We start from the raw sequence: 22,364 nt of genomic DNA, 5'->3' as shown, positions 1-22,364 counted from the left end.
CGTCAGGCTTCCAGATGCCGGCCGGGAAACAGCTGCCGGACGATGCCGCCGACGCGGCCGAACAGCACGGAGACGACGTAGAGCACGGCCGCGACGAGAATGATCGCGGGACCCGAGGGCACCCGGGTCTGGAACGAGAGCACGAGGCCGGCATAGCCGGAGACGGCAGCGGCCACCACGGCGATGCAGATCATCGCGGTGAGATCGCGCGACCAGAACCTGGCGATGCCCGCGGGCAGGATCATCAGGCCCACCGCGAGCAGCGTGCCCAGCGCCTGAAATCCGTTGACGAGGTTGATGACGACCAGCGCCAGGAAGGCGAGATGCGCGGGGCCACCGGCCCGGCTCACGGTGCGCAGGAACAGCGGATCGACACTCTCGATCACCAGCGGGCGGTAGATCACCGCGAGCACCAGCAGCGTCACCGTGGCGTTGAAGGCGACCACCAGCAGCGTCTGGTCGTCCATCGCGAGGATGTTGCCGAACAAGACATGGAGCAGGTCGATATTGGTGCCCTTGATCGAGACGATGGTGACGCCGAGCGCGAGCGAGGCCAGATAGAAGGTCGCGAGCGAAGCATCCTCCTTCAGCCCGGTCGAGCGCGCGACCACGCCGGCGAGGATCGCCACCGCAAAGCCGGCGATCAGGCCGCCGGCCGTCATTGCGAACAGGTTGAGACCGGAGAGCAGGAAGCCGATTGCGGCGCCGGGCAGGATCGCATGCGCCATGGCGTCGCCGACGAGGCTCATCCGCCGCAGCATCAGGAACACGCCGATCGGCGCGCCCGCCAGCGACAGTGCGATCACGGCGGCCAGCGCCCGCCGCATGAACTCGAATTCGGTGAACGGGCCGATCAGCGCGTCATAGACCATCTGATATCAGGCCGCCCGCGAACTGATATGATCGGCCGCGCAGGCCGCGGCGGTATCGTCGAAGGCCTCGCACATCCGCATCGCGACCATCAGATTCTCCGGCGTCAGCACCTCCGCGGTCGGTCCCCAGGCCACGGGACCGCGCGCCAGCACCAGCGTCTGGCTGAAATGGTTGCGTACCATCTCCATGTCGTGCAGCGCGGCCAGCACCGTGCGGCCCTCGCCGTGCCAATGCTTGACCAGCGCGAGCAGGTCGGCCGTGGTCTTGCTGTCGATGGCATTGAAGGGCTCGTCGAGCACGATCAGGCTCGCATCCTGGAGCAGCACGCGCGCGAACAGCACGCGCTGCATCTGCCCGCCGGAGAGCGTGCCGATCGGGCGGTTCTCGAAGCCATTGAGGCCGACGGACGCGATCGCACGCAGGATCCTGTCCCGCGCTGCCTTGCCGATGCCGCCGAACAGGCCGGCCTCGCGCCACAGCCCGGTGCCGACGAAATCGAACACCGAGATCGGGAAGCTGCGGTCGATCTCCGCGCTCTGCGGCAGATAAGCGATGTCGCGGGCATCGAGCCCGCCGAGATGAATGCTGCCCTCGAGCGGCCTCAGGATGCCGACGATGCCGCGCAGCAGGGTCGACTTGCCGGCGCCGTTCGGGCCGATCACGGCAACCAGCGCGCCCGGGGCGACATCGCCGCTGAGATGATGCACGGCGGGATGCCGGTCATAGCCGAGCGTGACGTTGTGGAAATGCAGCGCCGCCATCCTCACCTCATCGCCAGGAAGACCACGCCCCACAGCACGGCACAAACGGCGAGCGCAGCCGCGAGGCGGCCCGCCATGGTCATGCGCAGGATCGACCAGGGCGCCGCCTGGGCCGGATGCGGCGAGGCCGCATCATGGACATGGGCGTGGGTATGGTCGTGCCCATGCGCATGCGCATGGTCGTGGGAATGGCCGTGGGCATGGTCGTGCTGGTGGGCGTGGGACGCGGCGGGAACCATGCCAGAACGTTATAATATAACATTACCCCTGTCCACGCCGGGCTCAGGGCTTCCCGATCACCATGGCGATGGCGGCAGCCACGAACGGGAACGGCACCGAGACGGCGCAGCGGAACCAGACGAAGCGGGCCGGCATGAACGGGATTTCCCACAAGATCACCCGCTGGAAGGCAAACAGCGCCCAGGCGACGACATAGGCGACCACCTGGGGTACCCCGCCGCCGGACTTCAGCGCGACCGTGCCGATCGAGAAGCCGATCACGGGGCCGCCGGGGGTGGCGGCGCCGGCGACCACGGCGGTGGCAATCCCGAGCCAGCCACTGTCGGGGCCAAGCCAGCCGGTGATCACCTCCTGCGGAATGATCGCAGCGATGTAGCCGGAGCCGATCACGCCAAGCGCAATCCGCGGCACGATGTTGATGAAGTCCATCGAACCTTCGCGCAAGGAGGCCTTGAACACCGGTGGGCCACGGCGGAAGGCGATCAGCCCGACGCCGAGCACCGAACCCCACAGCAGGATGTCGATCAGAAGCGCTGCGCTCAACTCTCGTCGTCCTTCACGAGCGGCTTCGGATAGAGCCGGACATAGACGAAGCGGCCGAGGGCGCCTGCGAGCACCGGCAGCGGCAAGGAGATCAGGATCCGCCACAGCGTGAAATCGGTGCCCATGATCGGGATTTCCCAGGCGACCGCCCGGCCATAGCCGATCAGCGTCCAACTCACCACCATGGCGATGGTGGCGCCGAAATCGGCGCCCACCGCGAGCAGCGCGCTCGCCACCGGATAGGCGGTGAAGGGGCCGCCGGGCAGGATCGCGCCGAAGGCGGTGCCGATCAGAAGGCCCATCAGGCCGGATTTCGGCCCGAGCGAGCGCGAGACCTTTTCATGCGGCAGGATCTCGGAGATGAAGGCCCCGAGCAGGCAGCCGGCCAGCACACGCGGGAGGATGCCGCCGAAAAGGGACAGATCGTGGGTGAGGATGTCGAGAACACCGTCGGTGCCGTCGCGCCGCCAGACCAGCGCCGCGCTCACCGCCACCAGGGCCGCGATGATGATCGTCGACCAGCCGATCGGCTTGCGCACGCGCCCCGGCCGCGGCTCGGACTCCGCGTCCTCGGCAGGCGCCGGATTGTTCGGGGAAGGTTCTGACAACGGCTCGGTCGTATCGGGGGTGATGCCCCTCCTGATTAAGGGCGGCATCGAGGTGATGCAAACGGAACGATGACAGACCCGTGCGCGAGCCGCGCAGGGCAATTCCGCACAGCAAAAAAGGCGGCCGCGCGAGCGACCGCCCTTGTTGTCATTCCGGGCGCGCGAAGCTCCTCGCGGACTGACGTCCGATGGATTCCGGGCTCGGCGCTGATGCGCCGCCCCGGAATGACGGAGTAAAGCTTACGCCTTCTGGAACAGCGACTCGACGTATTCCCAGTTCACGAGGTTCTCGACGAACGCCTTGAGATAGTCGGGACGGCGGTTGCGGTAGTCGATGTAGTAGGAGTGCTCCCAGACGTCGCAGCCGAGGATCGGGGTGGCGCCGTGCACCAGCGGATTCTCGCCGTTCGGGGTCTTGGAGATCTCCAGCTTGCCGTTCTTGACCTGGAGCCAGCACCAGCCGGAGCCGAACTGGCCGACGCCGGCCGCCTGGAAGTCGGTCTTGAACTTCTCGAAGCCGCCGAGGTCCTCGTTGATCTTCTTCTCGAGCTTGCCGGGCAGCTTGGTGCCGCCGCCATTGGGCTTCATCCAGCTCCAGAAGTGGATGTGGTTATAGTGCTGGCCGGCATTGTTGAACACCGCGGGGTTCTTGCCGAACGAGCCCTTGACGATCTCCTCAAGGGACTTGCCTTCCCATTCGGTCCCCTTGAGCGCGTTGTTGCCGTTGGTGACGTAGGCCTGATGATGCTTGTCGTGGTGATATTCCAGCGTCTCCTTCGACATGTACTGGCCAAGGGCGTCATAGGCGTAAGGGAGTGGGGGCAGCGTAAAGGTCATGGGTTCTTGTCCGCAACTGGTGGGGAACGAGTTCTAACGGTCACCCCTTATAGAAGGTTCCGCCGCCATTAAATACCTCTGAATTTGCGAAAAGGCGTGATGGGGCGGCCTCGCCCGGATGCACAAATCCGTCGCAACGGGCCGCGGTCGATCGAACCTGCGGTTCGCCATAAAATATCATTGCCTTTGAAGCGCTTAAGACAGAACAAACGCGCCACGAAGCGGAGCTGAAGGACGACGCCATGAGCATCGAGATCGACATTTTGAACGGCGACGCCTCATGGCCGATTGCGGAGCCGTTGCATCAGGCGGTCTGGGGACCGCACATGGTCGCGGGCAAGCCCTGGGCACACGTCAAGTGGGACAACGCCCATCTGCGCGTGCTGCTCGAGACGCCCGAGGACGGCCTCGTCTGCCACGTCGGTGTCTACTTCCGCACCGTCACCTGGAATGGACAGAAGGTCCACGTCGGCGGCATCGGCGGTGTCTGCACACGGGAGGACAGGCGCGGGCGCGGCTACGCGACGATCGCGATCGACGCGGCTGTGCATACCATGCGCGCCAACGAGGCGGTCCGCTTCGGGCTCCTGTTCTGCGAGCCGCACAATTTCGCGTTCTACGAGGCACGCAAATGGCAACCGTTCAAGGGTGATGTCTTTTGCGAGCAGCCGGAGGGGCGGATTCGCTTCGACTACATGGCGCCCTACGTCTTCGACATCGTACGGGCCCCGACGCGAGGCACCATCGACCTATGCGGCCTGCCCTGGTGAGCCCTGCGTGAGACGGGGGCTGGCGCAGGCCTCGCGCGCCTATAAGATGTCGCTCATCATCCAATATTCCGCACCGTGGCACATGACGATCGACGCTCCCATAGACGCCGTGCCGCCCCCAGCCCCGGTCGCCTCCCCCGTCGCGAGCCTGCTGACCGCGCCGATCCTGCCGACGCTGCTGCGGCTCGCCGTCCCCAACATGATCGCGATGGTCGGCAGCACGCTGGTTGCGATTGCCGAGACCTCCTACATCGGCCGGCTCGGCACCGTTCCGCTGGCTGCGATCGCGCTGGTGTTTCCGTTCGCGATGCTGACGCAGATGATGAGCGCGGGCGCGATGGGCGGCGGCGTCTCGTCGGCGATCAGCCGGGCGCTCGGCGCCGGCAATCGCGAGGGCGCCGCGACGCTGGCGCTGCATGCCGCCATCATCGGCCTGTGCGGTGGACTGTTCTTCACGGTAACGATGCTGGTGTTCGGTCGCTCGTTCTTCATGCTGCTCGGCGGGCGAGAGCGCGTGCTCGAAGAAGCCAGCGGCTATTCACGGGTGCTGTTCTCCGGCGCGGTCGCGATCTGGCTCGTCAACACGCTGGCCTCGGTGATCCGGGGCACCGGCGACATGCGGCTGCCTTCGATGATTCTGATCGGAGCGAGCGTGCTCCAGATCGCGCTCGGCGGCACGCTGGGGCTCGGCCTGTTCGGCGCGCCGCAATTCGGCATGCCCGGCGTTGCGAGCGGCCAGCTGATCGCGTTCGGCTGCGCCACGATCTTCTTGCTCTGGTATCTCCTCTCCGGCCGCAGCCGGCTGCAATTCGACTTCCGCGCCTTCCATTTCGAGCGCGCGATGTTCCTGGACATCCTTAAAGTGGGCGCGGTCGCCTGCCTGTCGCCGCTCCAGACCGTGCTCACCATCCTGATCTTCACGAAGATCCTCGCGACTTTCGGCACCGAGATGCTGGCCGGCTACGGCATCGGCTCGCGGCTGGAGTTTCTGCTGATCCCGATCACCTTCGCCTTCGGCATCGCCTCGGTGCCGATGGTCGGCATGGCGATGGGCGCCGGACATGTCGCGCGCGCGCGGCGCGTGGCGTGGACGGCAGCGGCGGCCTCGGGGCTTGCGGTCGGCACGATCGGCCTCGTCGTCGCGTTCGATCCTGCGCTGTGGGTGTCGCTGTTCACGCGCGATCCCGGCGTCACGACGGCGGCGCACAGCTATTTCCACTGGGCAGGTCCAGCCTTCGTGTTCTTCGGCATGGGCGTATCGCTGTATTTCTCCTCTCAGGGCGCCGCACGGGTCGGTGGCCCGGTGCTGGCCTCCACCGCGCGGCTGCTGATCGTCGCGATCGGCGGTATCGGCCTCATGACGGCGCAGGCGCCGGCTTGGACGTTGTTCGCGCTGGTTGGCGGCGCCATGGCCGTGTTCGGGCTGCTGACCGCGGCCTCGGTCGCGTTCGTGCGCTGGGGCAAATGAGCGCAGGCAAATCACGCGCAGGAAAGTGATTCAATCAGGCGTTGCACTATCCGGTCGGACTGCTATGGAGGCGCCTCCATTTTTCAGGACCGCTCCATGTTCAGCAGATTCGCCATCCTCTCCGTCATCCTGACTGCGCTGCTTGGCGCGACAGCCGCGCACGCGCAGAGCGCCGACGGGATCTGGCTCACCCAGGCCGGCGATGCCCGCGTCAGGATCAGCAAGTGCGGGGGCGGCATCTGCGGCCACATCGTCTGGCTACGCGAGCCCATGGACACCGCGACCGGCCAGCCCGCAACCGACAGCAAGAACCCCAATCCCGCGCTCGCCAAGCGCCCGATGATCGGCCTGCCGCTGTTCAGCGCCATGCAGCCCTCAGGTCCGAACAAATGGTCCGGCCAGATCTACAATGCCGATGACGGCAGCACCTATGCCAGCAGCGTCACGGTGACGGGCGCGGATTCGCTGCGGGTCGAAGGCTGCGTCGGCGCACTTTGCGGCGGCGAGACCTGGACGCGGGCGGGGCGGTAGTCCGGCCTCACGCCCTCATCGCCTTCAGCGCCGTCGCCGCCGAGGCGTAACCTCCCCGCGCGCCGTCGATGAAATGGACGTGGTCGCTGCGCAGCGCGGACGGCGTGAAGCAGGTCATCATCGCGGCATCCTGCCGATAAAGGCCGTAGCGCACGATGCCGTCGCGCGCGGCGGCCGCGAGACGATCGCTCAGCGCGCGCTCGAGCTGCGGCGTGCAGTCGAGAATCATGCGCAGGCCATCATCATATTTGCGGAAGTCAGAGTTATCGACGACCTGCCGTTTGTAGAGGCTGGGCACGAAACCGCCGATCCTGATGTCGAAGCGCATGATCAGATAGGCGAACAGCGTATAGGCCAGCACGCTGGCTCTGCGCGCGAGCAGCGGACCGCCACGTTTGGTGCGCGCCTCAAAGTCCAGCCCCTGCGGCGGCCATTTCAGCGGCGGCCCCTGCGGCGGCACCGGGCGGCCGCCCTCCGGGCTGCGCTCGACGAGATGGATGATGTCCTCGATCACCTTGCGGAAGGCATGCGGATCGGCGTCGCGCGCGGGCATCACCAGCACCGACAGGATCAGGCCGCGCGCGGACGGCATCACCTCGAACCGGCAGGAGAGACCCGAGAGATCCGGCTGCGTGCCTGAGGGCGCTTCCGTCACGGCGAACTCGCCGCGCTTCATCGCGGCATCGGCCCAGGCGAGCCCGCCGCCGGAGAACATCGCATAGGACAGGTTCGGCGACGGGCCGAAACGCGCGACGCGCACGTCGAACCCCTGCGTCCGGATGGCGCTCACCGGCACCAGCGCGATGCGCATCTTCAGATCGAGACCCTCCCGCACCCAGGTTGCGGTGGCGGCCAGCGCCTCGCGCGCAGCATCGAGATCCGAAGGCGCGACCGCAAAGCTCGCGCCGTCGCCGCCGAATACGAACGGAAATTCCCGCCCCTCCAGCGCATTGGTCACCGCCGCGATCACGGCCGCGCCGGCCATGTTGACCGCCTTGTAGCGCTGCGCCGCGATCGCCTTTGTGGAATCGACGATGTCGGCGACACCGATGCTCCAATCGTCCGGCAGCGGCACGTAGAGCGCGGGATCCATCAGGCTGGTGAAGCCGCGGAAAACGGGAATGCCGCCGTAGAAGGAATCGCCTGATGTCATCGGGTGATGCCGGATGGTTGGGACGCGTCCGAAATCAGATACGTGGCAGGGTCGATCGGGGTTCGCTTCCCGATCATTGGCCGAAATGGAGCCGGACAACAAGCCGCTCCGCGCCGCAATGCCGCAGTTCGTCATTGATCGGCATCAAACAGCCGTCCGTAAATGACGTTTACGGTCGATCCATCTGTAACGGTCGCGCGCGGGGACGATCAGGGTGTCCGATTTCGGCAGCAAGGATCCGGTACGTCGGCGCACGGGGCTCGACGCAATCAGTGCGGTGAAAATGCCGGAGATGCTCACCGCCGCCGTCGATGCCTGGGCCGAGGCGCATCAACTGTCGCGCTCGGATGCCATCTGCAAGCTGGTCGAGCTCGGCCTTAAGATCGCGCCCGCCGCGCCGGCATCAGCACACTCGGTCGCATCGGAGGCCACCCGGATCGAGGAGCTGGCGGTGCACGAGATCGCGCGCCTGCTCGATCCGGCATTGCCCGACGACGAACGCGAGCGCCGCATCCGCCGCCTCACCGAGGGGCCGCCGGAATTCTCACACGAGCGGATTGACCTGCCAAGGCAGCATCGGACCTGAAGCGTTTAGTGCACCTTCTCGTCCTGGCGCTTGCGCAGCGTGGATGCAGGCACGTCGTGGCAACCGACCAGACGCACGAATTGCTGCGGGTACATTTCGTAGCCATGATCGCCGGAATTCTGATGCGACATCGGCGGACAGCGGATGTCATCCGGCTTCGTGCACGATGGCTCGGTCGGAGCCTGACTTGAAGCGGTCATGTTTGAAATGGCCATCGACTGCTCCCCTGCGGTTAGGGCAGATCGATTGACGTAACCCAATCGATTGCGAGGCATCTTACGACCAAATCCGGCTTGCTGTCATTGCGCCGGATCAACTCAATTATGGCAGCCCGGTTCCCATTACGCCGTGTTGCCCGCATCGATCGTGAACACGGTACCGGTGACATTGCGGCCGCCCTCGCCGAGCAGGTATTCGACCATACGCGCGACGTCTTCCGTCTGCGGCAGACGGCGCAGCGCACTGCGGCCGGCGATGCGCTTGCGGCCTTCGTCCGAGAGATTGTGTGTCAGCTCGGTGTCGATGAAACCGGGCGCGATCGCATTCACGGTGATGCCGAGCCTGCCGACCTCGCGTGCGAGCGAACGGGTGAAGCCGGTCGCGGCCGCCTTGGTCGCCCCATAGACGGAGAGGCCGTTATAGCCGGTGGTCGCGATGATCGAAGAGATATTGATGATGCGACCGGCGCCATCAGCCATCATCTGGCGCACTACATATTTGGTCAGGATGATCGGCGACAGCACGTTGAGCTGCACCAGCGCCTCGATCTCGGAATTGTGCATGGTGGCGAGCAGGCCTTCGGTGCCAAGGCCGGCATTGTTGACGAGACCGTAGATCGGACCGAATTCATCGCGCACGAGCTTTGCGAAAGCCGGGATCGCGTCGATCACGGCGAGATCGCAGGCGCGGAAATGCAGGTGGCCGTCGGATTCGGCAATCGCAGCCTTGAGCTCGTCGCTCTCGCGCCGCGCGGCCGCGATCACGTTGAAGCCGGCGCCGACCAGGCGCCTGCCGATCGCGAGCCCGATGCCGCGGCTGCCGCCGGTGACGAGAACATTATGCATCGGTGCGCGCCAGTTTTCCGGCCGGGGTGACGTCGAGCGCCTCGACGAAGCGGATCACCGCCGGCACCTTGTGGGACGCAAGCTGGGCGCGGCACTGCTCCAGGATCTGATCGCGGATCTCCTTCACCCGCGCCTGATCGGTGCCCTCAGCGAGGATCACGTCGGCGACGACGATGCCGCCGGTAATCGGGCTCTTGCGCGATTTCGCCCGGGACATCCGCACATCAGGATGACGATTGATCACCGCTTCGATCTCCTCGGGGTGGACCTTCAGTCCGCCGATATTGATGATGCCGCCGCGTCGGCCGACAAAATAATAGCGGTCGCCGCGCAGCTCGACAATGTCGCCGCTGTCGACGAACCCGTCGGAATCGGTGAGCAGGGCGGTATTGCGGCCGATGTATGCATGCGCCGTGCGGGTCGAGCGGAGGCGCAGCGAGCCGTCCACGACCTTCATCTCGACGCCATTGCGCGTGCCGAGATAATTGGCCGGAAAGCCTTCGAGCCCGTCATTGACGGCGAAGCCGACGCCGGCCTCGGTCGAAGCATAGGCGTGGCCGACGGAGGCATCCGGGAACGTAGCCTTCAAGCCGTCGAGCACGGCCTGATCCGCGATCTCGCCGGACAGACGAACGTAGCGCGGGGCAAATTGCGCAGCCGAACCGCTCATCAGGAGCTTGCGCCAATGCGACGGGGTCCCCGAGATGTGCGAGACGCCGCGCGCATTCAGCCGCGCGATATGATCGGCGAGCGCCTCATGCGGATCGGACAGCACCAAGGAGCCGCCGGAGAGGACGGCGCGGAGGAAGATTTGTAGGCCGCCATAGCGGCGGATGTCGTAGAACGTGGCCCAAACCGGCGCAGGTCTGCGCGCGGGGCCTTCGGCGACGATGGCGCCGGTCAGCGCTTCCAGCGTATGGCCCGCGATCTTCGGCACGCCTGACGTGCCGGAGGTGAGCATCAGCCATTCGGTGGCACGCTCCGTCTGCGCGGGCGTAGTGGCTTGAATCGGCAATTGTGCGGTGATGACCAGCGGCACGCCGGTCTCGGCCCAGCGATCGGGCTCGTCGGTGACGACGGCATCGATCCCGGCATCGGCGATCAGCGCTTCGAGATACGACGGATTGAGATCGGGCGGACAGAGCAGCATGCGGCTGGCAATACCGTCGAGCTCGATCATGGCAAGGCCCGACCGGAGCTGGTCGGACAGCTTGAGCAGCACGGCGCGGCCCGACAATTCGTGCAGGCGGCCGCCGAGAACCGTGTGCGACAGGATGTCGGTCAGCGACACGACATCGTGCGCATCGGAGATGGTGCGGTCCTTCAGCTCCGCGTCGAGATGGTCGCGGAGCGCGAAGATCTCACGCGGGGACATTTTCGTAGGCCCGCACGAAATCGCCCACCGTGGCGGGGAACGCTGCGTCCTCGGAAATGGTGAAGGGGTCGACGCCGATCTCGTCCTCGAGACGCGCGACCAGGATGGCGAAGGCGAGCGAGTCGAAACCCGTCTCGTGCAGGGACAGATCGTCCGAGAGCGCGGGAAGCGTGACGTGCTGCTCCTTGGCGATCTGCTGGATCGCCTCAATGACCTTGGACTTTACCGACATGGCTGGCTCGCTTTTGTTATGGCTCGTCCGTGTTGCGGCGGCTCTTGATCACCGCCTCCCCATGGCCGTCTGTTTACCCGACAGAAGTAAATGGCTTCTTGGACAATTCAGATAAAATTGGACCTATCTCCCGATTTTGGTTGCGCTACAGCCGGATTGCGCCCTCCGAGATTGCCGCATACGCCTCCCCGTCCAGCGCGACGTAGGCACCGGATTTCGGCTCGAGCATGAACAGTGGATCGGAGATCGCGCCCGGGTCGAAGCCCTCGCGGGCGAGCTCACCCTTCTTCTGCTTGAAGGTTTCGGTGGCTTCGAGCTCGCACGAGATGCGGATGAAGACCGGACGGGCGTAAGTTGGCAGGCGCTGGGCGAGATGGGCAGGCAGTGCGGCGATGTCGAAGCCCTCGTTCACGACGATCGCGCTCATGCCGGCGCGGCCGTCGGTACCGGGGACACGGACGCCGTAGGTGGTGGCATCGGCCACGCCGGTGAAATCGCGCACGGCATCGTTCACCTCCGAGGTCGCGACGTTCTCGCCCTTCCAGCGGAAGGTGTCGCCGATGCGATCGACGAAATGGAAGAAGCCCTTGTCGTCGAGCCGCATCAGATCGCCGGTGCGGAACCAGGCATCGCCCTTGGCGAAGACGTCGCGCAAAATCTTCTTCTCGGTCTCACCGGCATCGGTGTAACCCTCGAAGCGGCCGCCGCCCTGATCCGCGGTGCCGATGCGGCCGATGGCTTCGCCTGCCTCGCCACGGGCGCAGGCGAGGCAGAAGCCGTCTTCATTACGCAGCGGCGCGCCGCTGTCGGGATCGAGCTTGACGAGGCTGGCCGGAAAGCGATGCGCAAGCAGCGGCGGAATGCGGCCGATCGCACCGGCCTGGCCCTCGACGTTGAACAGCGAGAAATTGCCCTCGGTCGCCGCATAGAATTCGAGGATGCGGGGAATGGCGAAACGCGCCCGAAAATCTTCCCAGATGTCGCCGCGCAGGCCGTTGCCGCAGACGAGCCGCAGCCGGTGCCGGTTCTCGTATTCCGACGGCGGCGCCTTGAGCAGATAGCGGCAGAGCTCGCCGATATACTGGAACAGCGTGCAGTCGTGCCGCACGATGTCCAGCCAGAAATTCGAGGCCGAAAATTTTTCGGCGATCACCACCGAGCCGCCGGCAGCGAGCATGCTGCAGGGCGCGACGATGCCGCCGACCGAGTGAAACAGCGGCAGGCAGTCGTAGAGGCGGTCCTGCGGCGTGGCGCCGGTAAGACCGGCGAACCAGAAACCCCAATTGAGGATGCGGCGATGGCTGATGCTGGCCGCCTTGGGCAGGCCGGTGGTGCCGGAGGTGTAGATCAGCAGCGCGCGGTCATCGATGGTGACGCCGCCATGCTCCTCCGCCAGAAGCGGACCGTCGGCGAGCGCGGCAAGCGCGACATCGATGGCGCGCTCGCTGCGGGCATCGCCATGGGTCCAGATCTTCGCATTCGTCTTCAGATGCGGCTTCGCGCTCTCCAGCGTCGGCGTCAGATCGCGCGCGACGATGATGTGCAGGGGCCTTGCGACATCGAGGCAATGCGCGAGCGATTGGCCGACCAGTTTTGTATTGATCAGCGCGACCACGCCGCCAACGCGGCTGATGCCGAGCCACGCCGCGACATAGTCGATGCCGTTCGGCATGATCAGTGCGACGGTGTCGCCCTTGGCCACGCCGACGGAGCGCGTCCAGCGCGCATAGCGGTTGATCCGGTTCGACAGGCTCTCATAATCGAGGCTTGCGTCATCCGTAACCAGCGCGATGCAGTCAGGCTGACGCCGCGCCCAATCGTCGACGACATCGGCAAACAGCCGGCCCGGAAGCGTCTCGATCCGCGCCGTGAGCTCGATGGCCTTCAGCCAGATCCTGGATGCCGAGGGCGCGCGCACGGCTTTCGCTTGCTCGATGACGCCGGTGGTCATGCCATTCATTCTTTCGGAACGTGTCTGCTCGTTTGGGCAGCTTAGCTGGCGCGCCCTGCCCAGGTGTTAAGAGACAAGGTAAAAGCCGGTTAGTGCGCGATTAACTCTAGTCATCCTTTACCAAGCCGGCGAGAACGGCGTGCGAGCGCACGACCTTTGCAATATCTCATCACGTACGGAAGCTCCCTCTCCCCTTGTGGGAGAGGTGCAGCGAGAGCGGGGATGCAGATCATGATCACCAGACGACATTTCCTTCCAACCTCTGCCTTTGCCGCAGCCACGCTCGTCGCGCCGCGTGCGTTTGCGCTCGGCAACCCCTCTTATCCCTCGCGCAGCGTGAAATGGGTGGTGCCCTATGCGCCGGGCGGCGCGACGGACGTGCTGTCGCGGCTGGTCTGCCAGCGCCTGTCCGAACGGCTCGGCCAGACTTTTGTAGTCGAGAACAAGCCCGGCGCCGGCAGCAATATCGGGACGCAGGCCGTGATCGCCTCGGCCCCCGACGGGTACACGCTGCTGCTGACCTCGACCGCGAACGCGATCAATGCCTCGTTCGATCCGGCGCTGCCGTATGATTTCGCCAAGGGCATCGCGCCGGTGGCAGGCCTCGCGCGGATCCCGCTGGTGCTGGTCGTCAACAACGATCTGCCGGTGAAGAGCATTGCCGACTTCATCGCCTACGCCAAAGCCAATCCGGGCAAGATGTCGATCGCCTCCTCCGGCATCGGCACCTCGCTGCATCTGTCCGGCGAGTTGTTCAAGTCGCTCGCGGGCGTGCAGTTCACCCATGTGCCCTATCGCGGGTCGGCGCCGGGCCTGACCGACGTGATGAGCGGCCAGATCCACGGAATGTTCGACAACGTCACCTCGTCCTTCGAGCTGGTGCGCGCGGGCAAGCTGCGGGCGCTCGGCGTCACCACGCGTGAGCGCTCGGAGATCCTCCCCGACGTGCCGCCGATCGCGGACACGCTTGCCGGCTATGAGACGAGCTCGTTCTACGGCGTCGGTGCGCCCCACGACACACCGCTCGAAATCGTCGACCTTCTCAATGGCGAGATCGACACCGCCCTGTCCGACGCCGAGATCAAGGCCCGCGTCGCCGAACTCGGCGCGATCCCGCTGCACGGCAACGCCGGCGCGTTCGGCGGCATGCTGACGGCGGAGACCGAGCGCTGGCGCAAGGTGGTCGAGTTGTCGGGAATCAGGAAGGAATAATGACCCAGCCTCGCCGCGGCTAGGCGATCCCGGGCAAACGGGTTATTCTTTGCTACTCTGCGTTGTCGAAGTTTGAAGGGAGGCGACCCGTGGCTCTCGATCCCTCGGAATTTCCCGTCCAGGCCGCGCCGTTCGAGCAGCCACTGACGAATTTCGCCGCCCGCGTGAATGGTGGGCAGGCCAGGGTGATCGCGATCGGCTCGTCGACCACGGCGGGCGAAGGCGGTATCGCTCCCTATCCGCAGCGGCTGCTTGCGGCCCTCCGGATCAAGTTTCCAAATGTCGCAATCGAGGTGATCAATCGCGGCGTCGGCGGCGAAGACGCGCCTTTGGAGTTGAAGCGGTTCAATCACGACGTCTTCGACCTGAGTCCCGATCTCGTCATCTGGCAGGTCGGCACCAATTCGGTGTGGCAAGCCGACGGTCCCTCGTTCGCGGACACCACGAGGGCCATCCGTGACGGTGTCGACCAATTGCTCGGTGCCGCGCGGATGGACGTGATCCTGATGGACCTGCAATATGTGCCTGCAGTGCTGACACCGGCCAAGCGCGAGAAGGCGGAGGCCATGGTCGAGGCGATCGGCCGGATCGCGCATGAGAAGGGCGTCAACGCCTTCCGCCGCTTCGCGCTGATGAAGGCCTGGTACGAGGTCGCGCAGATCTCGTTCGACCGCCTGGTGGACCCGGGCGATGATACCAGGCTGCACGCCAGCGACTGGACCACGGACAAGATGACCTGGCAATTGGCCGACGCGATCGCCGCCGCGACCAGCAAGGCGCCTCACGGCACCTGAAGCGCGATCCGCAAAAAGGAAGCGCTAAAGCGCGATGAGATTTGGGTGAATCGTCATCGCGCTTCAGATTATTGTTTGCCCATGATCTTTCCGGAAAACCGCTTCGCACTTTTCCGGATCATGCTTCAGCCGCTTCTCCAGCGGCGCGGACGCGGCGGCGGTGCGTTGAGCGGATAAAGCGGATTGAGATCGCAGGTGGCGGCACGGCCCGCGGCCGTGCCGCGGCACTGCGACAGCGATGCGAAGGAGCAATCGTACCATTCCCCGCCGCCGCTGTTCGCGCCTGAATAGACGTGCATGCAGACGGGAAAACGTGGGTCAAAAGTCTGCGCGTGCGACGGCGCGGCTGCGAGCACTGCACCGACGATCAAGACCTGGCCGAACGAGACACGCATGAAGAACGCTCCTGCGCTCCGGATTGCTCAGTACACCTTCTTGTGACGCCTGCGCGGAGGCGGCGGCGGTTCGTCGAAGGCGTAATAGGGATTGAGGTCGCATGTCGCGGAGCGGCCCGACGCCGTAGCGCGGCACTGCGGCAGCGAGGTGAAGGAGCAATCGAAATAATCGCCGCCGCCACCGCCGAAGCCGCCCGGCATGTAGACGTGCATGCACACCGGATAGCGCGGATCATAGGTCTGCGCGGCGGCCTCCGCCGCAGCAAACAGCGTGGCAATCGCGGTAAGGGTCAGGAGCGGCAAACGCATGGAGACATCCTCGAATCGGTGGCGTCGGCAGATCCGATGCCGGCGGCCTCCTATGGCATAACACCGCGCCGGAGGCGACTGTTCCTGGGGGCATATGCCGGCAGGGCCTCTCGCGACGCCGCCGTCATGGCCGGGCCCTGCCATGACGACCAACGAAGCCGCGCGAAGCTAGCCGAGCCCCCGCAGCACCAGCCGGTTCAGCCTCGCCGCAAACGCCGCGGGGTCTTCCGGCAACTCGCCGTCCAGGATCTGCGCCTGCTCGAGCAGCAGCAGGCTGAGATCGTCGACGACTTTGGAGCCGGCCTGGGCCCTGGTGATCGCGCCCACCATCGGATGGCACAGATTGATCTCGAGCACCGGCTTGGTGCGCATGCCGCGGTTCTGCTGCGACAGGATGCGCTCGAGCTCGCGGCTCGGGCCCTGGCTGTCCGCGACGAGGCAGGAGGCCGAGCTGGTGAGGCGCGTCGAAGCCTTGACGTCGCTGACGCGCTCGCCGAGCGCGGCCTTGATCACGGCGATGGTGGCCGCTTCATCGGCAACGGGCTCGTCCTTCTTCGCCTCGTCCTTGTCGTCGAGGCGCGGGATCAGGTCGAGATTGAGATCGCCCTGGCTCAGCGACTTCAGCGGCTTGCCCTCGAACTCGGTCGGCATCGAAGTCCAGAAGGCGTCGACGGGATCCGACAGCAGCAGCACCTCGATGCCGCGGGCGGTCGCGGCCTCGAGCCGTGGGTTGGACTTGAGGCGCTCGATGCTGTCGCCGACGAGGTAATAGATCTCGGTCTGGTTCGGCTTGAAATCGGCGACGACCTGTTTCAGCGACCGCTTCTCGCCCGACGTGGTGGTGAAGCGCGACAGCGCCAGCAGCTTTTCGCGACGCTCGAAATCCTCGTAGATGCCTTCCTTCATCACCGCGCCGAAGGCGTCCCAGATCTTGGCGAAGTTCTCGGCATCCTTGTCGGCGAGGCGTTCCAGCTCGGACACGACGCGGGTCGCCACGGCTTTGCGGATCTGCGCCAGCTGCGGATTGTTCTGGAGCATCTCGCGCGAGATGTTGAGCGGCAGATCCTCGCTATCGACGACGCCACGGATGAAGCGCAGGTACCCCGGCAAGAGATCGGCATCATCGGTGATGAAGACGCGGCGGACATAGAGCTTGACGCGGCCCTTGCGGTTCGGCTCGAACAGGTCGAACGGCTTCGTCGACGGCGCAAACAACAGCACCGCGTAGGAGTAGCGGCCCTCGGCACGGTAGTGCAGCGTCATCGCGGGATCGTCGAAGGCCGAGGCGATCTGCTGATAGGCCTTCTTGTAATCCTCCGCCGTGAGCTCGGATTTCGCGCGCTGCCACAGCGCGCTCGCCGAGTTGATCTGCCGCGGCTCGCCCTCTTCGGGGACCAGCTCGATGGGGAAGAGGATGTTGTCGGAATAGGCGCCGACGATGCGCTCGATCTCGTAGGTCTGCAGGTATTTCTTGGCGTCGTCCTTGAGGTGCAGGACGATCTCGGTGCCGCGCACGACGCGCGCGGCGTCCTCCTCGCTGGCGCGTGCGATCTCGAAGCCGGAGCCGCCGGACGACGTCCAGGTCCAGACGTCGCTCTCGCCCGCGCGGCGGCTGATGACGAGGATCCTGTCGGCGACCATGAAAGCGGAATAGAAGCCGACGCCGAACTGGCCAATCAGGCCGAGACCGTCCTTGGCCTCCTTCAGCTTCGACACGAAGGCCTTGGTGCCGGAACGGGCGATGGTGCCGAGATGGTCGATCAGCTCCTGCCGCTCCATGCCGATGCCGTTGTCGGCGATCGTGAGCGTTCCGGCCGCCTTGTTCGGGATGATGCGGATCTTGAGCGCGTCGCCCTCGCCCAGCAGCGCCGGGCTGGCGATCGCCTCGTAGCGCAGCTTGTCGCAGGCATCCGAGGCGTTGGAGACGAGCTCGCGCAGGAAGATGTCGGTCTCCGAATAGACGGAATGCACCATGAGGTGCAGAAGCTCGGAAACCTCGGCCTGGAATGGCTGCGTGTGCACAGCCGTATCTGACGTCGTCATGCGTTTACCCGGTCAATCAAAGGAAAGCCCGGATATAGCGCGATGAGAGGGCGGATCAAGAGGACGTGAAGCGGTTACCCCCCGCCGGCGGCGGAAGCGACGCTGCCCATGGACGATGGGCGATCAGGTCACGCAGCGGCCGGGCTGGAGAAGCTTGGCGACCTCGGTCAGGGAGCTGACCATCGGCTCGCAGGCAATCGTCGGCTTGTTGCTGCGGCCCTGCTTCTTCTGGTCCTGGTTCAGCAACGCCGGCGGCTTGGCGTTGCCGGTCTCGATCACCGCCGGGACCCGCAGCAGCACCGAGGTATCGGCCAGGTCGTTCAGCCGCATCGACACGGTGCGGGTGGCAACCGCTGCCTGCTTGATGTCGCCGAGCCGGTCGGTCTTGCCGGCCCGATTGACGTTGTGGCTCGGCTTGTCAGACTTGTCGGCGACCGCCTGCCAGCGGTCGGCCAGATCGTGACCGGAGGCGAACTGCACGGCGCCAAGCGTTGCGGCAATCGCGGCGGCGCTCAAAAATACCTTTTGAAACTGTGACTTTTGAAACTGTGACATGGCTGTCAATCCCTCGCCCCATGGCGATCAAGGGAAGAACGCAAGCCAAGGACCGGGGGTTCTCGACGGTCACGATCACTTAACCGTGTGCGAAAAGCTCGGGGGCCCATGCAAAAAAATCCGCAATAGTCTGGAACGACTCCGGCGGTCAGGAGTCGTCTCTGCAGCCGGCTATTCCCCCCTGCCCCATAAGCCGGCGACGTAGGGCGCGACTGTGGTGATGCCAGTCGCGCCTTACTTTTTTCTGCGGCTCACTTCGCTTTCCCCGCCAGCCAGTCCCGCCCCTCGCCATAGAGCTCCTCGACCTCGGCACCGGTGAGGCCCGGCATGTCGCGCTTGACCTTGTAGCCGATCAGCTCCTGCATGTAGGCGAGGTGGCGGTAGCCTTCGGGCAGCGCGGCGAGCGCTTTTTGGTCGAGCTGAAGCGTCGCGGCCGGATCGACCGGGTCGATCCGGTCCTTCTCGTAGATCGGCTGGCGGCGGACGATGCCCCATTTGCCAACGCCTGATTGGTCTGGCCGCTTCTCCAGGAAATCGTAGAAGCGCCCGGTACAGACGACGTCGCAGAGCACGTCGTGCACGGGTGCGCGCTGCGAGATCGTCATCTTGGTCTGGGCGATGGCGCGGTCACCGGACAGATCGATGCTTGTGCCGCCGAGGAAGTGCAGGATGCGGACGCCCCTGGCGAACCCCTCCTGGCTGACGCGGATGAAGTCTCGCGCCGGCCCCTGAAACCAGGTAGCGGACATCCAGCCCTCCTCGTGCCAGACCGTGGCAAAGCGGTCCCAGTCCCCGGCATCGCGCCACACCGCCCAGTTCTCGACGAGATCGCGGATGGCGAGACGATCGAGCAGCTGCTGGTCCATGGTACGGCCCTCCCCGGCGGCGATGAATGTCATCGGCCCGAAATATCAACGGGGCAATGAGGTTGGCGTCAAGCGCCCGGTGCTTCGCGGCCGCTCGAATTGCCCACAACGAGAGAACGCGATACGGGCAACGAGCCTTGCCATCAACCGGACCGCGATTAGTATCCGCACCGATGCAGATGAAATTCCCTTTGCTCGCCGCACTTCTCGGATTGCTCGCGGCCTTCCCTTCCCATGCGCAGACGGATACTCGAAGCGAAATGCCGAGGCCTGGAAGGCGAAGCTGTCGGCACACAGCGCCAAGAGCGGGGTATTTCCAGCCGGGGCACTGGGGCAAACCGGTGAGGCCAAGGTAGGCTTCGTCATCGACCGGTCCGGCAAATTGGTCTCGCGGGCATTGGCTGCGAGGACCGGCTCGCGACTGCTCGATGATGCTGCGCTGGAGATCGTCGCCCGCGCCCAACCGTTTCCGGCGCCTTCCGTGCGTCGCAGCATCTGCCGCGGCTGCTGAGGCAGAGCAAACCAACTCTCCGCCACATATACATATAAAGACGGCGCGTCTTGCGACGCGCCATCTTCTTGTCCGATCGAAGCTTCCTTACGCCGCCGGCATCTTCGGCGCGCGGTTGCGCGAGTTGCGCTGGAAGAACAGCGCCTGGCTCGCCACCGCCGACACCATCGCCGGCTGGAACGGCTTTGAGATCAGGAACGCCGGCTCCGGGCGTTCGCCGGTGAGGAAGCGCTCCGGATAGGCGGTGATGAACACCACGGGCACCTCGAAGGTGCGCAGCAATTCGTTGACGGCATCGAGCCCCGACGAGCCGTCGGCGAGCTGGATGTCGGCAAGGATCAGGCCGGGCCGCTTGTTCTTGGCGAGCGCCACCGCGTCGGCATGGGTGCGCGCGACGCCGACGACATTGTGGCCGAGATTCTTCACCAGGCTCTCGAGGTCCATGGCGATGAAGGTCTCGTCCTCGATGATCAGCACGTCGGTGGCGATCTCGGCCGCCATCTCGCGCCCTGCGGCATCGGCCAGACGCCGCGTCTCGGCAACGTCGGTGCCGAGGATGAAGGCGACCTCCTCTTCCGAAAATCCCTCCAGCGACAGCAGCAGGAATGCCTGCCGCGGCAGCGGCGTGATGTTCGACAACCGCCGTTCCGGCGGCATCGGCAGCGTCGTCACCTCGGCATCGTCGTTGACGGACACCGAATTCCAGATCTGGGTGAACAGCCGGAACAGGCCCGCGCGGGGCCCATGGCTCTCGTCGAGGACCGACGGATCTCCCAGCATGGCTTCCAACATGGCTGCGACATAGGCGTCACCGGAGGCCTGGCTGCCCGTGAGGGCGCGTGCGTACCGGCGCAGCAACGGCAAGTGTTCAGCGACAAGCTGTGAACGGGACATCCCCACTCCATTCATCTTCGGGCCGACCTCAGAGAACAGGAACAACGAGGGGAGGCCCGGGTTCCCCTGCTGGGCTGACTACGCCTCAGGACAAGAAAAGTTCCGCGAGAGGGGGAACTTTTTGACGAACCTGGAATTGTGCCTATCCAGGGAACGGCTCCCGGTTGAGAAAACTTATCGATTTACAGTAACTTAACTCGGGGAAACGTGGAACAGGTCATGAAAGATCTCAAGTCTCAAGCCAGCAAAAGCACGACCCCCGGCAAGGGAGGCCTCACTCCGGAGATCCAGTCCCGGATCGGGCATCAACTGCGCGCCATGTACGACGATGTCGTCCGGCAAGGGGTTCCGGACCGGTTCGCGGAATTGATCAAGAGACTTGATGCGCCGGGAGGCGCACCCCAAGTCGAAACCGATGGGGGCTCCGGCGACAACAACAATGGGAGGGATTAATGCCTCTCACGGAATCCCTGCGCAACGACATCCTTGCGGCCGTGCCAAGTCTGCGCGCGTTCGCGATCTCGCTCAGCGGCAACGCCGACCGCGCCGACGATCTGGTTCAGGAAACGCTGTTGCGCGCGCTCGCCAACATCGACTCGTTCCAGCCCGGGTCCAATCTGCCGGCCTGGCTGTTCACGATCCTGCGCAACCTGTTTCGGTCCGACTATCGCAAGCGGCGGCGCGAGGTCGAAGATGCCGAGGGCAATTATGCCAAGACGCTGAAGACGCAGCCCTCGCAGAATGCGCATCTCGAATTCGAGGAATTTCGCGGCGCGCTTGAGAAGCTTCCGCAGGACCAGCGCGAGGCCTTGATCCTGGTCGGCGCCTCCGGGTTCTCCTATGAGGATGCGGCCTCGATCTGCGGCTGCGCGGTCGGCACGATCAAGAGCCGCGTCAATCGCGCGCGCTCGAAGCTCGCCGCGCTGCTCTATGTCGACGGCGCCGAAGACTTCGGGCCCGACGAGACCGTGCGCGCCGTGATCGGCGGCAGCGGCGGATAGCGCAGCCATCGGGCCCTCAGCAGACGTGTGAAGGCGGCCGGTCGCGCGGCCGTCTTCGCGCAAGTATTCACTCCGCCACGAATGTCACCGTGTCAGCCACGCTCGCGCGCGAGGTGCGGTAGCTGTTGACCTTGTGGGCGTGGTCGGCATAGCCGAACGAGATGCCGCAGACGATGCGGCGATCGTCGGGCAGGTTGAAGTGGCGGCGAATCAGGCCGGAGTGACGCGCCAGCGCCGCCTGCGGAATCGTGCCGAGCCCGAGCGCCTGCGCGGCCAGCATGAAATTGGAGACATAGGCTCCGCAATCGATCGCGCCATAGATGCCGAGCGGCTCGTCGGTGTGAATGATGGCAACATGCGGCGCCCCGAAGAAATTGTAGTTCTCCAGGGCCTGCTTGGCGTAGGCGGCCTTGTCGCCGCGGGCGATGCCGAGCGTGTTGTAGAGCTGGAAGCCGCTCTCGCGGCGGCGTTCGAGATAGACCCCGACATATTCGCGCGGCGGGGTGAAATCGTAATCGTCGCCGAGCCCTCTCGAGGCCTCCGCGTAGATCGCCTTGCGAAAACGCTCCTTGGCCTCGCCGCTGGCAATGATGACCTGCCAGGGCTGGCTGTTGCACCAGGACGCGGTGCGCTGGGCGGTGGTCAGCACCTGCTCGATGGTGGCGCGGTCGACCTCCTTGGGCAGGAAGGCGCGGACCGAGTAGCGCTCGTTGAGGAGCTCCTCGAGCACGCCGATGCGGTCGTTTTGTTGCACAGTAGCGTCCATGGATCAGCTCGCGCCCTTCTCTTCGT

General features: G+C 65.2%; 28 protein-coding genes. 9 read left to right on the top strand and 19 right to left on the bottom strand.

Annotated features, from left to right (window positions below; genetic code table 11):
- Positions 1 to 2 precede the first annotated feature (2 nt).
- The 6 genes from ACRQ5Q_RS04505 to ACRQ5Q_RS04480 all read right to left on the bottom strand — a co-directional run bounded on the left by ACRQ5Q_RS04505 (position 3) and on the right by ACRQ5Q_RS04480 (position 3,862).
- Positions 3 to 872 (bottom strand): metal ABC transporter permease, encoded by an 870-nt coding sequence (locus ACRQ5Q_RS04505; RefSeq protein ID WP_439371339.1) that lies wholly within the window; start codon positions 870 to 872, stop codon positions 3 to 5.
- 6 nt (positions 873 to 878) lie between these two features.
- A complete protein-coding gene (locus tag ACRQ5Q_RS04500; RefSeq protein WP_439396212.1) occupies positions 879 to 1,634 on the bottom strand; it encodes a metal ABC transporter ATP-binding protein in 756 nt (251 codons plus the stop codon).
- 2 nt (positions 1,635 to 1,636) lie between these two features.
- The gene (locus ACRQ5Q_RS04495) at positions 1,637 to 1,873 is read right to left on the bottom strand and encodes a hypothetical protein (RefSeq protein WP_439371341.1); all 237 of its coding nucleotides are present in this window, start codon (positions 1,871 to 1,873) and stop codon (positions 1,637 to 1,639) included.
- A 43-nt stretch (positions 1,874 to 1,916) separates the two neighbouring features.
- Positions 1,917 to 2,417 carry a hypothetical protein gene (locus ACRQ5Q_RS04490; RefSeq protein ID WP_439371342.1) on the bottom strand — a complete coding sequence of 167 codons (501 nt, stop codon included), beginning with the start codon at positions 2,415 to 2,417 and terminating at the stop codon, positions 1,917 to 1,919.
- Positions 2,414 to 3,025 carry a permease gene (locus ACRQ5Q_RS04485; RefSeq protein WP_439371343.1) on the bottom strand — a complete coding sequence of 204 codons (612 nt, stop codon included), beginning with the start codon at positions 3,023 to 3,025 and terminating at the stop codon, positions 2,414 to 2,416. Before ACRQ5Q_RS04485 ends, ACRQ5Q_RS04490 begins: the two co-directional genes overlap by 4 nt.
- Before the next feature lie 240 nt (positions 3,026 to 3,265).
- Complete coding sequence (locus ACRQ5Q_RS04480; RefSeq protein ID WP_439371344.1) at positions 3,266 to 3,862, bottom strand: superoxide dismutase; 597 nt, start codon at positions 3,860 to 3,862, stop codon at positions 3,266 to 3,268.
- Between the two features lie 242 nt (positions 3,863 to 4,104).
- Here ACRQ5Q_RS04480 and ACRQ5Q_RS04475 point away from each other — a divergent pair, with 242 nt between their 5' ends.
- The 3 genes from ACRQ5Q_RS04475 to ACRQ5Q_RS04465 all read left to right on the top strand — a co-directional run bounded on the left by ACRQ5Q_RS04475 (position 4,105) and on the right by ACRQ5Q_RS04465 (position 6,631).
- Positions 4,105 to 4,632 (top strand): GNAT family N-acetyltransferase, encoded by a 528-nt coding sequence (locus ACRQ5Q_RS04475; protein WP_439371345.1) that lies wholly within the window; start codon positions 4,105 to 4,107, stop codon positions 4,630 to 4,632.
- A gap of 82 nt (positions 4,633 to 4,714) precedes the next feature.
- Positions 4,715 to 6,100 carry an MATE family efflux transporter gene (locus ACRQ5Q_RS04470; protein WP_439399682.1) on the top strand — a complete coding sequence of 462 codons (1,386 nt, stop codon included), beginning with the start codon at positions 4,715 to 4,717 and terminating at the stop codon, positions 6,098 to 6,100.
- A gap of 96 nt (positions 6,101 to 6,196) precedes the next feature.
- Positions 6,197 to 6,631, top strand: coding sequence for a DUF2147 domain-containing protein (locus tag ACRQ5Q_RS04465; RefSeq protein ID WP_439396210.1), 435 nt, complete (start codon positions 6,197 to 6,199; stop codon positions 6,629 to 6,631).
- A 7-nt stretch (positions 6,632 to 6,638) separates the two neighbouring features.
- Here ACRQ5Q_RS04465 and ACRQ5Q_RS04460 read toward each other — a convergent pair whose 3' ends face one another.
- Positions 6,639 to 7,784, bottom strand: a complete 1,146-nt coding sequence (locus tag ACRQ5Q_RS04460) for a DUF3095 domain-containing protein (RefSeq protein WP_439396208.1) — start codon at positions 7,782 to 7,784, stop codon at positions 6,639 to 6,641.
- Positions 7,785 to 7,998: 214 nt separating this feature from the next.
- Between ACRQ5Q_RS04460 and ACRQ5Q_RS04455 the strand changes: the two genes are divergently transcribed.
- Positions 7,999 to 8,370, top strand: a complete 372-nt coding sequence (locus ACRQ5Q_RS04455) for a hypothetical protein (protein WP_439371348.1) — start codon at positions 7,999 to 8,001, stop codon at positions 8,368 to 8,370.
- 5 nt (positions 8,371 to 8,375) lie between these two features.
- Here ACRQ5Q_RS04455 and ACRQ5Q_RS04450 read toward each other — a convergent pair whose 3' ends face one another.
- From ACRQ5Q_RS04450 to ACRQ5Q_RS04430, 5 genes are all read right to left on the bottom strand, one after another.
- On the bottom strand, positions 8,376 to 8,585 hold the full coding sequence (locus tag ACRQ5Q_RS04450; RefSeq protein WP_439371349.1) for a hypothetical protein: 210 nt from the start codon (positions 8,583 to 8,585) through the stop codon (positions 8,376 to 8,378).
- 126 nt (positions 8,586 to 8,711) lie between these two features.
- Entirely contained in the window at positions 8,712 to 9,434 is a 723-nt protein-coding gene (locus tag ACRQ5Q_RS04445; RefSeq protein ID WP_439396206.1) for an SDR family NAD(P)-dependent oxidoreductase, read from the bottom strand.
- Positions 9,427 to 10,809: a class I adenylate-forming enzyme family protein gene (locus tag ACRQ5Q_RS04440; protein ID WP_439396204.1), complete on the bottom strand. Its 1,383-nt coding sequence runs from the start codon at positions 10,807 to 10,809 to the stop codon at positions 9,427 to 9,429. Before ACRQ5Q_RS04440 ends, ACRQ5Q_RS04445 begins: the two co-directional genes overlap by 8 nt.
- Positions 10,796 to 11,041, bottom strand: a complete 246-nt coding sequence (locus tag ACRQ5Q_RS04435) for an acyl carrier protein (protein WP_439371352.1) — start codon at positions 11,039 to 11,041, stop codon at positions 10,796 to 10,798. Before ACRQ5Q_RS04435 ends, ACRQ5Q_RS04440 begins: the two co-directional genes overlap by 14 nt.
- A gap of 145 nt (positions 11,042 to 11,186) precedes the next feature.
- Positions 11,187 to 13,001, bottom strand: coding sequence for a long-chain-acyl-CoA synthetase (locus ACRQ5Q_RS04430; protein WP_439371353.1), 1,815 nt, complete (start codon positions 12,999 to 13,001; stop codon positions 11,187 to 11,189).
- Positions 13,002 to 13,223: 222 nt separating this feature from the next.
- On the opposite strand from ACRQ5Q_RS04430, the gene ACRQ5Q_RS04425 reads away from it, so the two are divergent.
- Both ACRQ5Q_RS04425 and ACRQ5Q_RS04420 read left to right on the top strand, forming a co-directional pair.
- Complete coding sequence (locus ACRQ5Q_RS04425; protein WP_439371354.1) at positions 13,224 to 14,204, top strand: Bug family tripartite tricarboxylate transporter substrate binding protein; 981 nt, start codon at positions 13,224 to 13,226, stop codon at positions 14,202 to 14,204.
- Between the two features lie 89 nt (positions 14,205 to 14,293).
- A complete protein-coding gene (locus ACRQ5Q_RS04420) occupies positions 14,294 to 14,998 on the top strand; it encodes an SGNH/GDSL hydrolase family protein (RefSeq protein WP_439371355.1) in 705 nt (234 codons plus the stop codon).
- 125 nt (positions 14,999 to 15,123) lie between these two features.
- Here ACRQ5Q_RS04420 and ACRQ5Q_RS04415 read toward each other — a convergent pair whose 3' ends face one another.
- From ACRQ5Q_RS04415 to ACRQ5Q_RS04395, 5 genes are all read right to left on the bottom strand, one after another.
- On the bottom strand, positions 15,124 to 15,393 hold the full coding sequence (locus tag ACRQ5Q_RS04415; protein ID WP_439371356.1) for a DUF3551 domain-containing protein: 270 nt from the start codon (positions 15,391 to 15,393) through the stop codon (positions 15,124 to 15,126).
- Positions 15,394 to 15,420: 27 nt separating this feature from the next.
- Positions 15,421 to 15,702, bottom strand: coding sequence for a DUF3551 domain-containing protein (locus tag ACRQ5Q_RS04410; protein ID WP_439371357.1), 282 nt, complete (start codon positions 15,700 to 15,702; stop codon positions 15,421 to 15,423).
- A gap of 168 nt (positions 15,703 to 15,870) precedes the next feature.
- Positions 15,871 to 17,745 (bottom strand): molecular chaperone HtpG, encoded by a 1,875-nt coding sequence (gene htpG, locus ACRQ5Q_RS04405; protein ID WP_439396202.1) that lies wholly within the window; start codon positions 17,743 to 17,745, stop codon positions 15,871 to 15,873.
- Between the two features lie 123 nt (positions 17,746 to 17,868).
- On the bottom strand, positions 17,869 to 18,300 hold the full coding sequence (locus ACRQ5Q_RS04400; RefSeq protein WP_439396200.1) for a hypothetical protein: 432 nt from the start codon (positions 18,298 to 18,300) through the stop codon (positions 17,869 to 17,871).
- A 251-nt stretch (positions 18,301 to 18,551) separates the two neighbouring features.
- The gene (locus ACRQ5Q_RS04395; RefSeq protein WP_439373021.1) at positions 18,552 to 19,166 is read right to left on the bottom strand and encodes a nuclear transport factor 2 family protein; all 615 of its coding nucleotides are present in this window, start codon (positions 19,164 to 19,166) and stop codon (positions 18,552 to 18,554) included.
- 22 nt (positions 19,167 to 19,188) lie between these two features.
- On the opposite strand from ACRQ5Q_RS04395, the gene ACRQ5Q_RS04390 reads away from it, so the two are divergent.
- Positions 19,189 to 19,677 (top strand): energy transducer TonB, encoded by a 489-nt coding sequence (locus tag ACRQ5Q_RS04390; RefSeq protein ID WP_439396198.1) that lies wholly within the window; start codon positions 19,189 to 19,191, stop codon positions 19,675 to 19,677.
- 87 nt (positions 19,678 to 19,764) lie between these two features.
- Here ACRQ5Q_RS04390 and ACRQ5Q_RS04385 read toward each other — a convergent pair whose 3' ends face one another.
- Positions 19,765 to 20,571 (bottom strand): response regulator, encoded by an 807-nt coding sequence (locus tag ACRQ5Q_RS04385; RefSeq protein WP_439373019.1) that lies wholly within the window; start codon positions 20,569 to 20,571, stop codon positions 19,765 to 19,767.
- A gap of 219 nt (positions 20,572 to 20,790) precedes the next feature.
- Between ACRQ5Q_RS04385 and ACRQ5Q_RS04380 the strand changes: the two genes are divergently transcribed.
- Both ACRQ5Q_RS04380 and ACRQ5Q_RS04375 read left to right on the top strand, forming a co-directional pair.
- The gene (locus tag ACRQ5Q_RS04380; protein ID WP_439373018.1) at positions 20,791 to 21,024 is read left to right on the top strand and encodes a NepR family anti-sigma factor; all 234 of its coding nucleotides are present in this window, start codon (positions 20,791 to 20,793) and stop codon (positions 21,022 to 21,024) included.
- Positions 21,024 to 21,572, top strand: coding sequence for a sigma-70 family RNA polymerase sigma factor (locus ACRQ5Q_RS04375; RefSeq protein WP_018646832.1), 549 nt, complete (start codon positions 21,024 to 21,026; stop codon positions 21,570 to 21,572). The genes ACRQ5Q_RS04380 and ACRQ5Q_RS04375 overlap by 1 nt, the downstream gene beginning before the upstream one ends.
- Positions 21,573 to 21,639: 67 nt before the next feature.
- On the opposite strand, the gene ACRQ5Q_RS04370 is transcribed toward ACRQ5Q_RS04375, so the two are convergent.
- A complete protein-coding gene (locus ACRQ5Q_RS04370) occupies positions 21,640 to 22,338 on the bottom strand; it encodes a nitroreductase (RefSeq protein WP_439373017.1) in 699 nt (232 codons plus the stop codon).
- Positions 22,339 to 22,364: the final 26 nt, after the last annotated feature.

The sequence above is a fragment of the Bradyrhizobium sp. PMVTL-01 genome (assembly GCF_051861855.1).
In the GTDB taxonomy this organism is placed as follows: Bacteria; Pseudomonadota; Alphaproteobacteria; order Rhizobiales; family Xanthobacteraceae; genus Bradyrhizobium.
The sequence above is the reverse complement of the archived record's forward strand: the minus strand, read 5'-3'. Positions and strand labels throughout refer to the sequence as shown.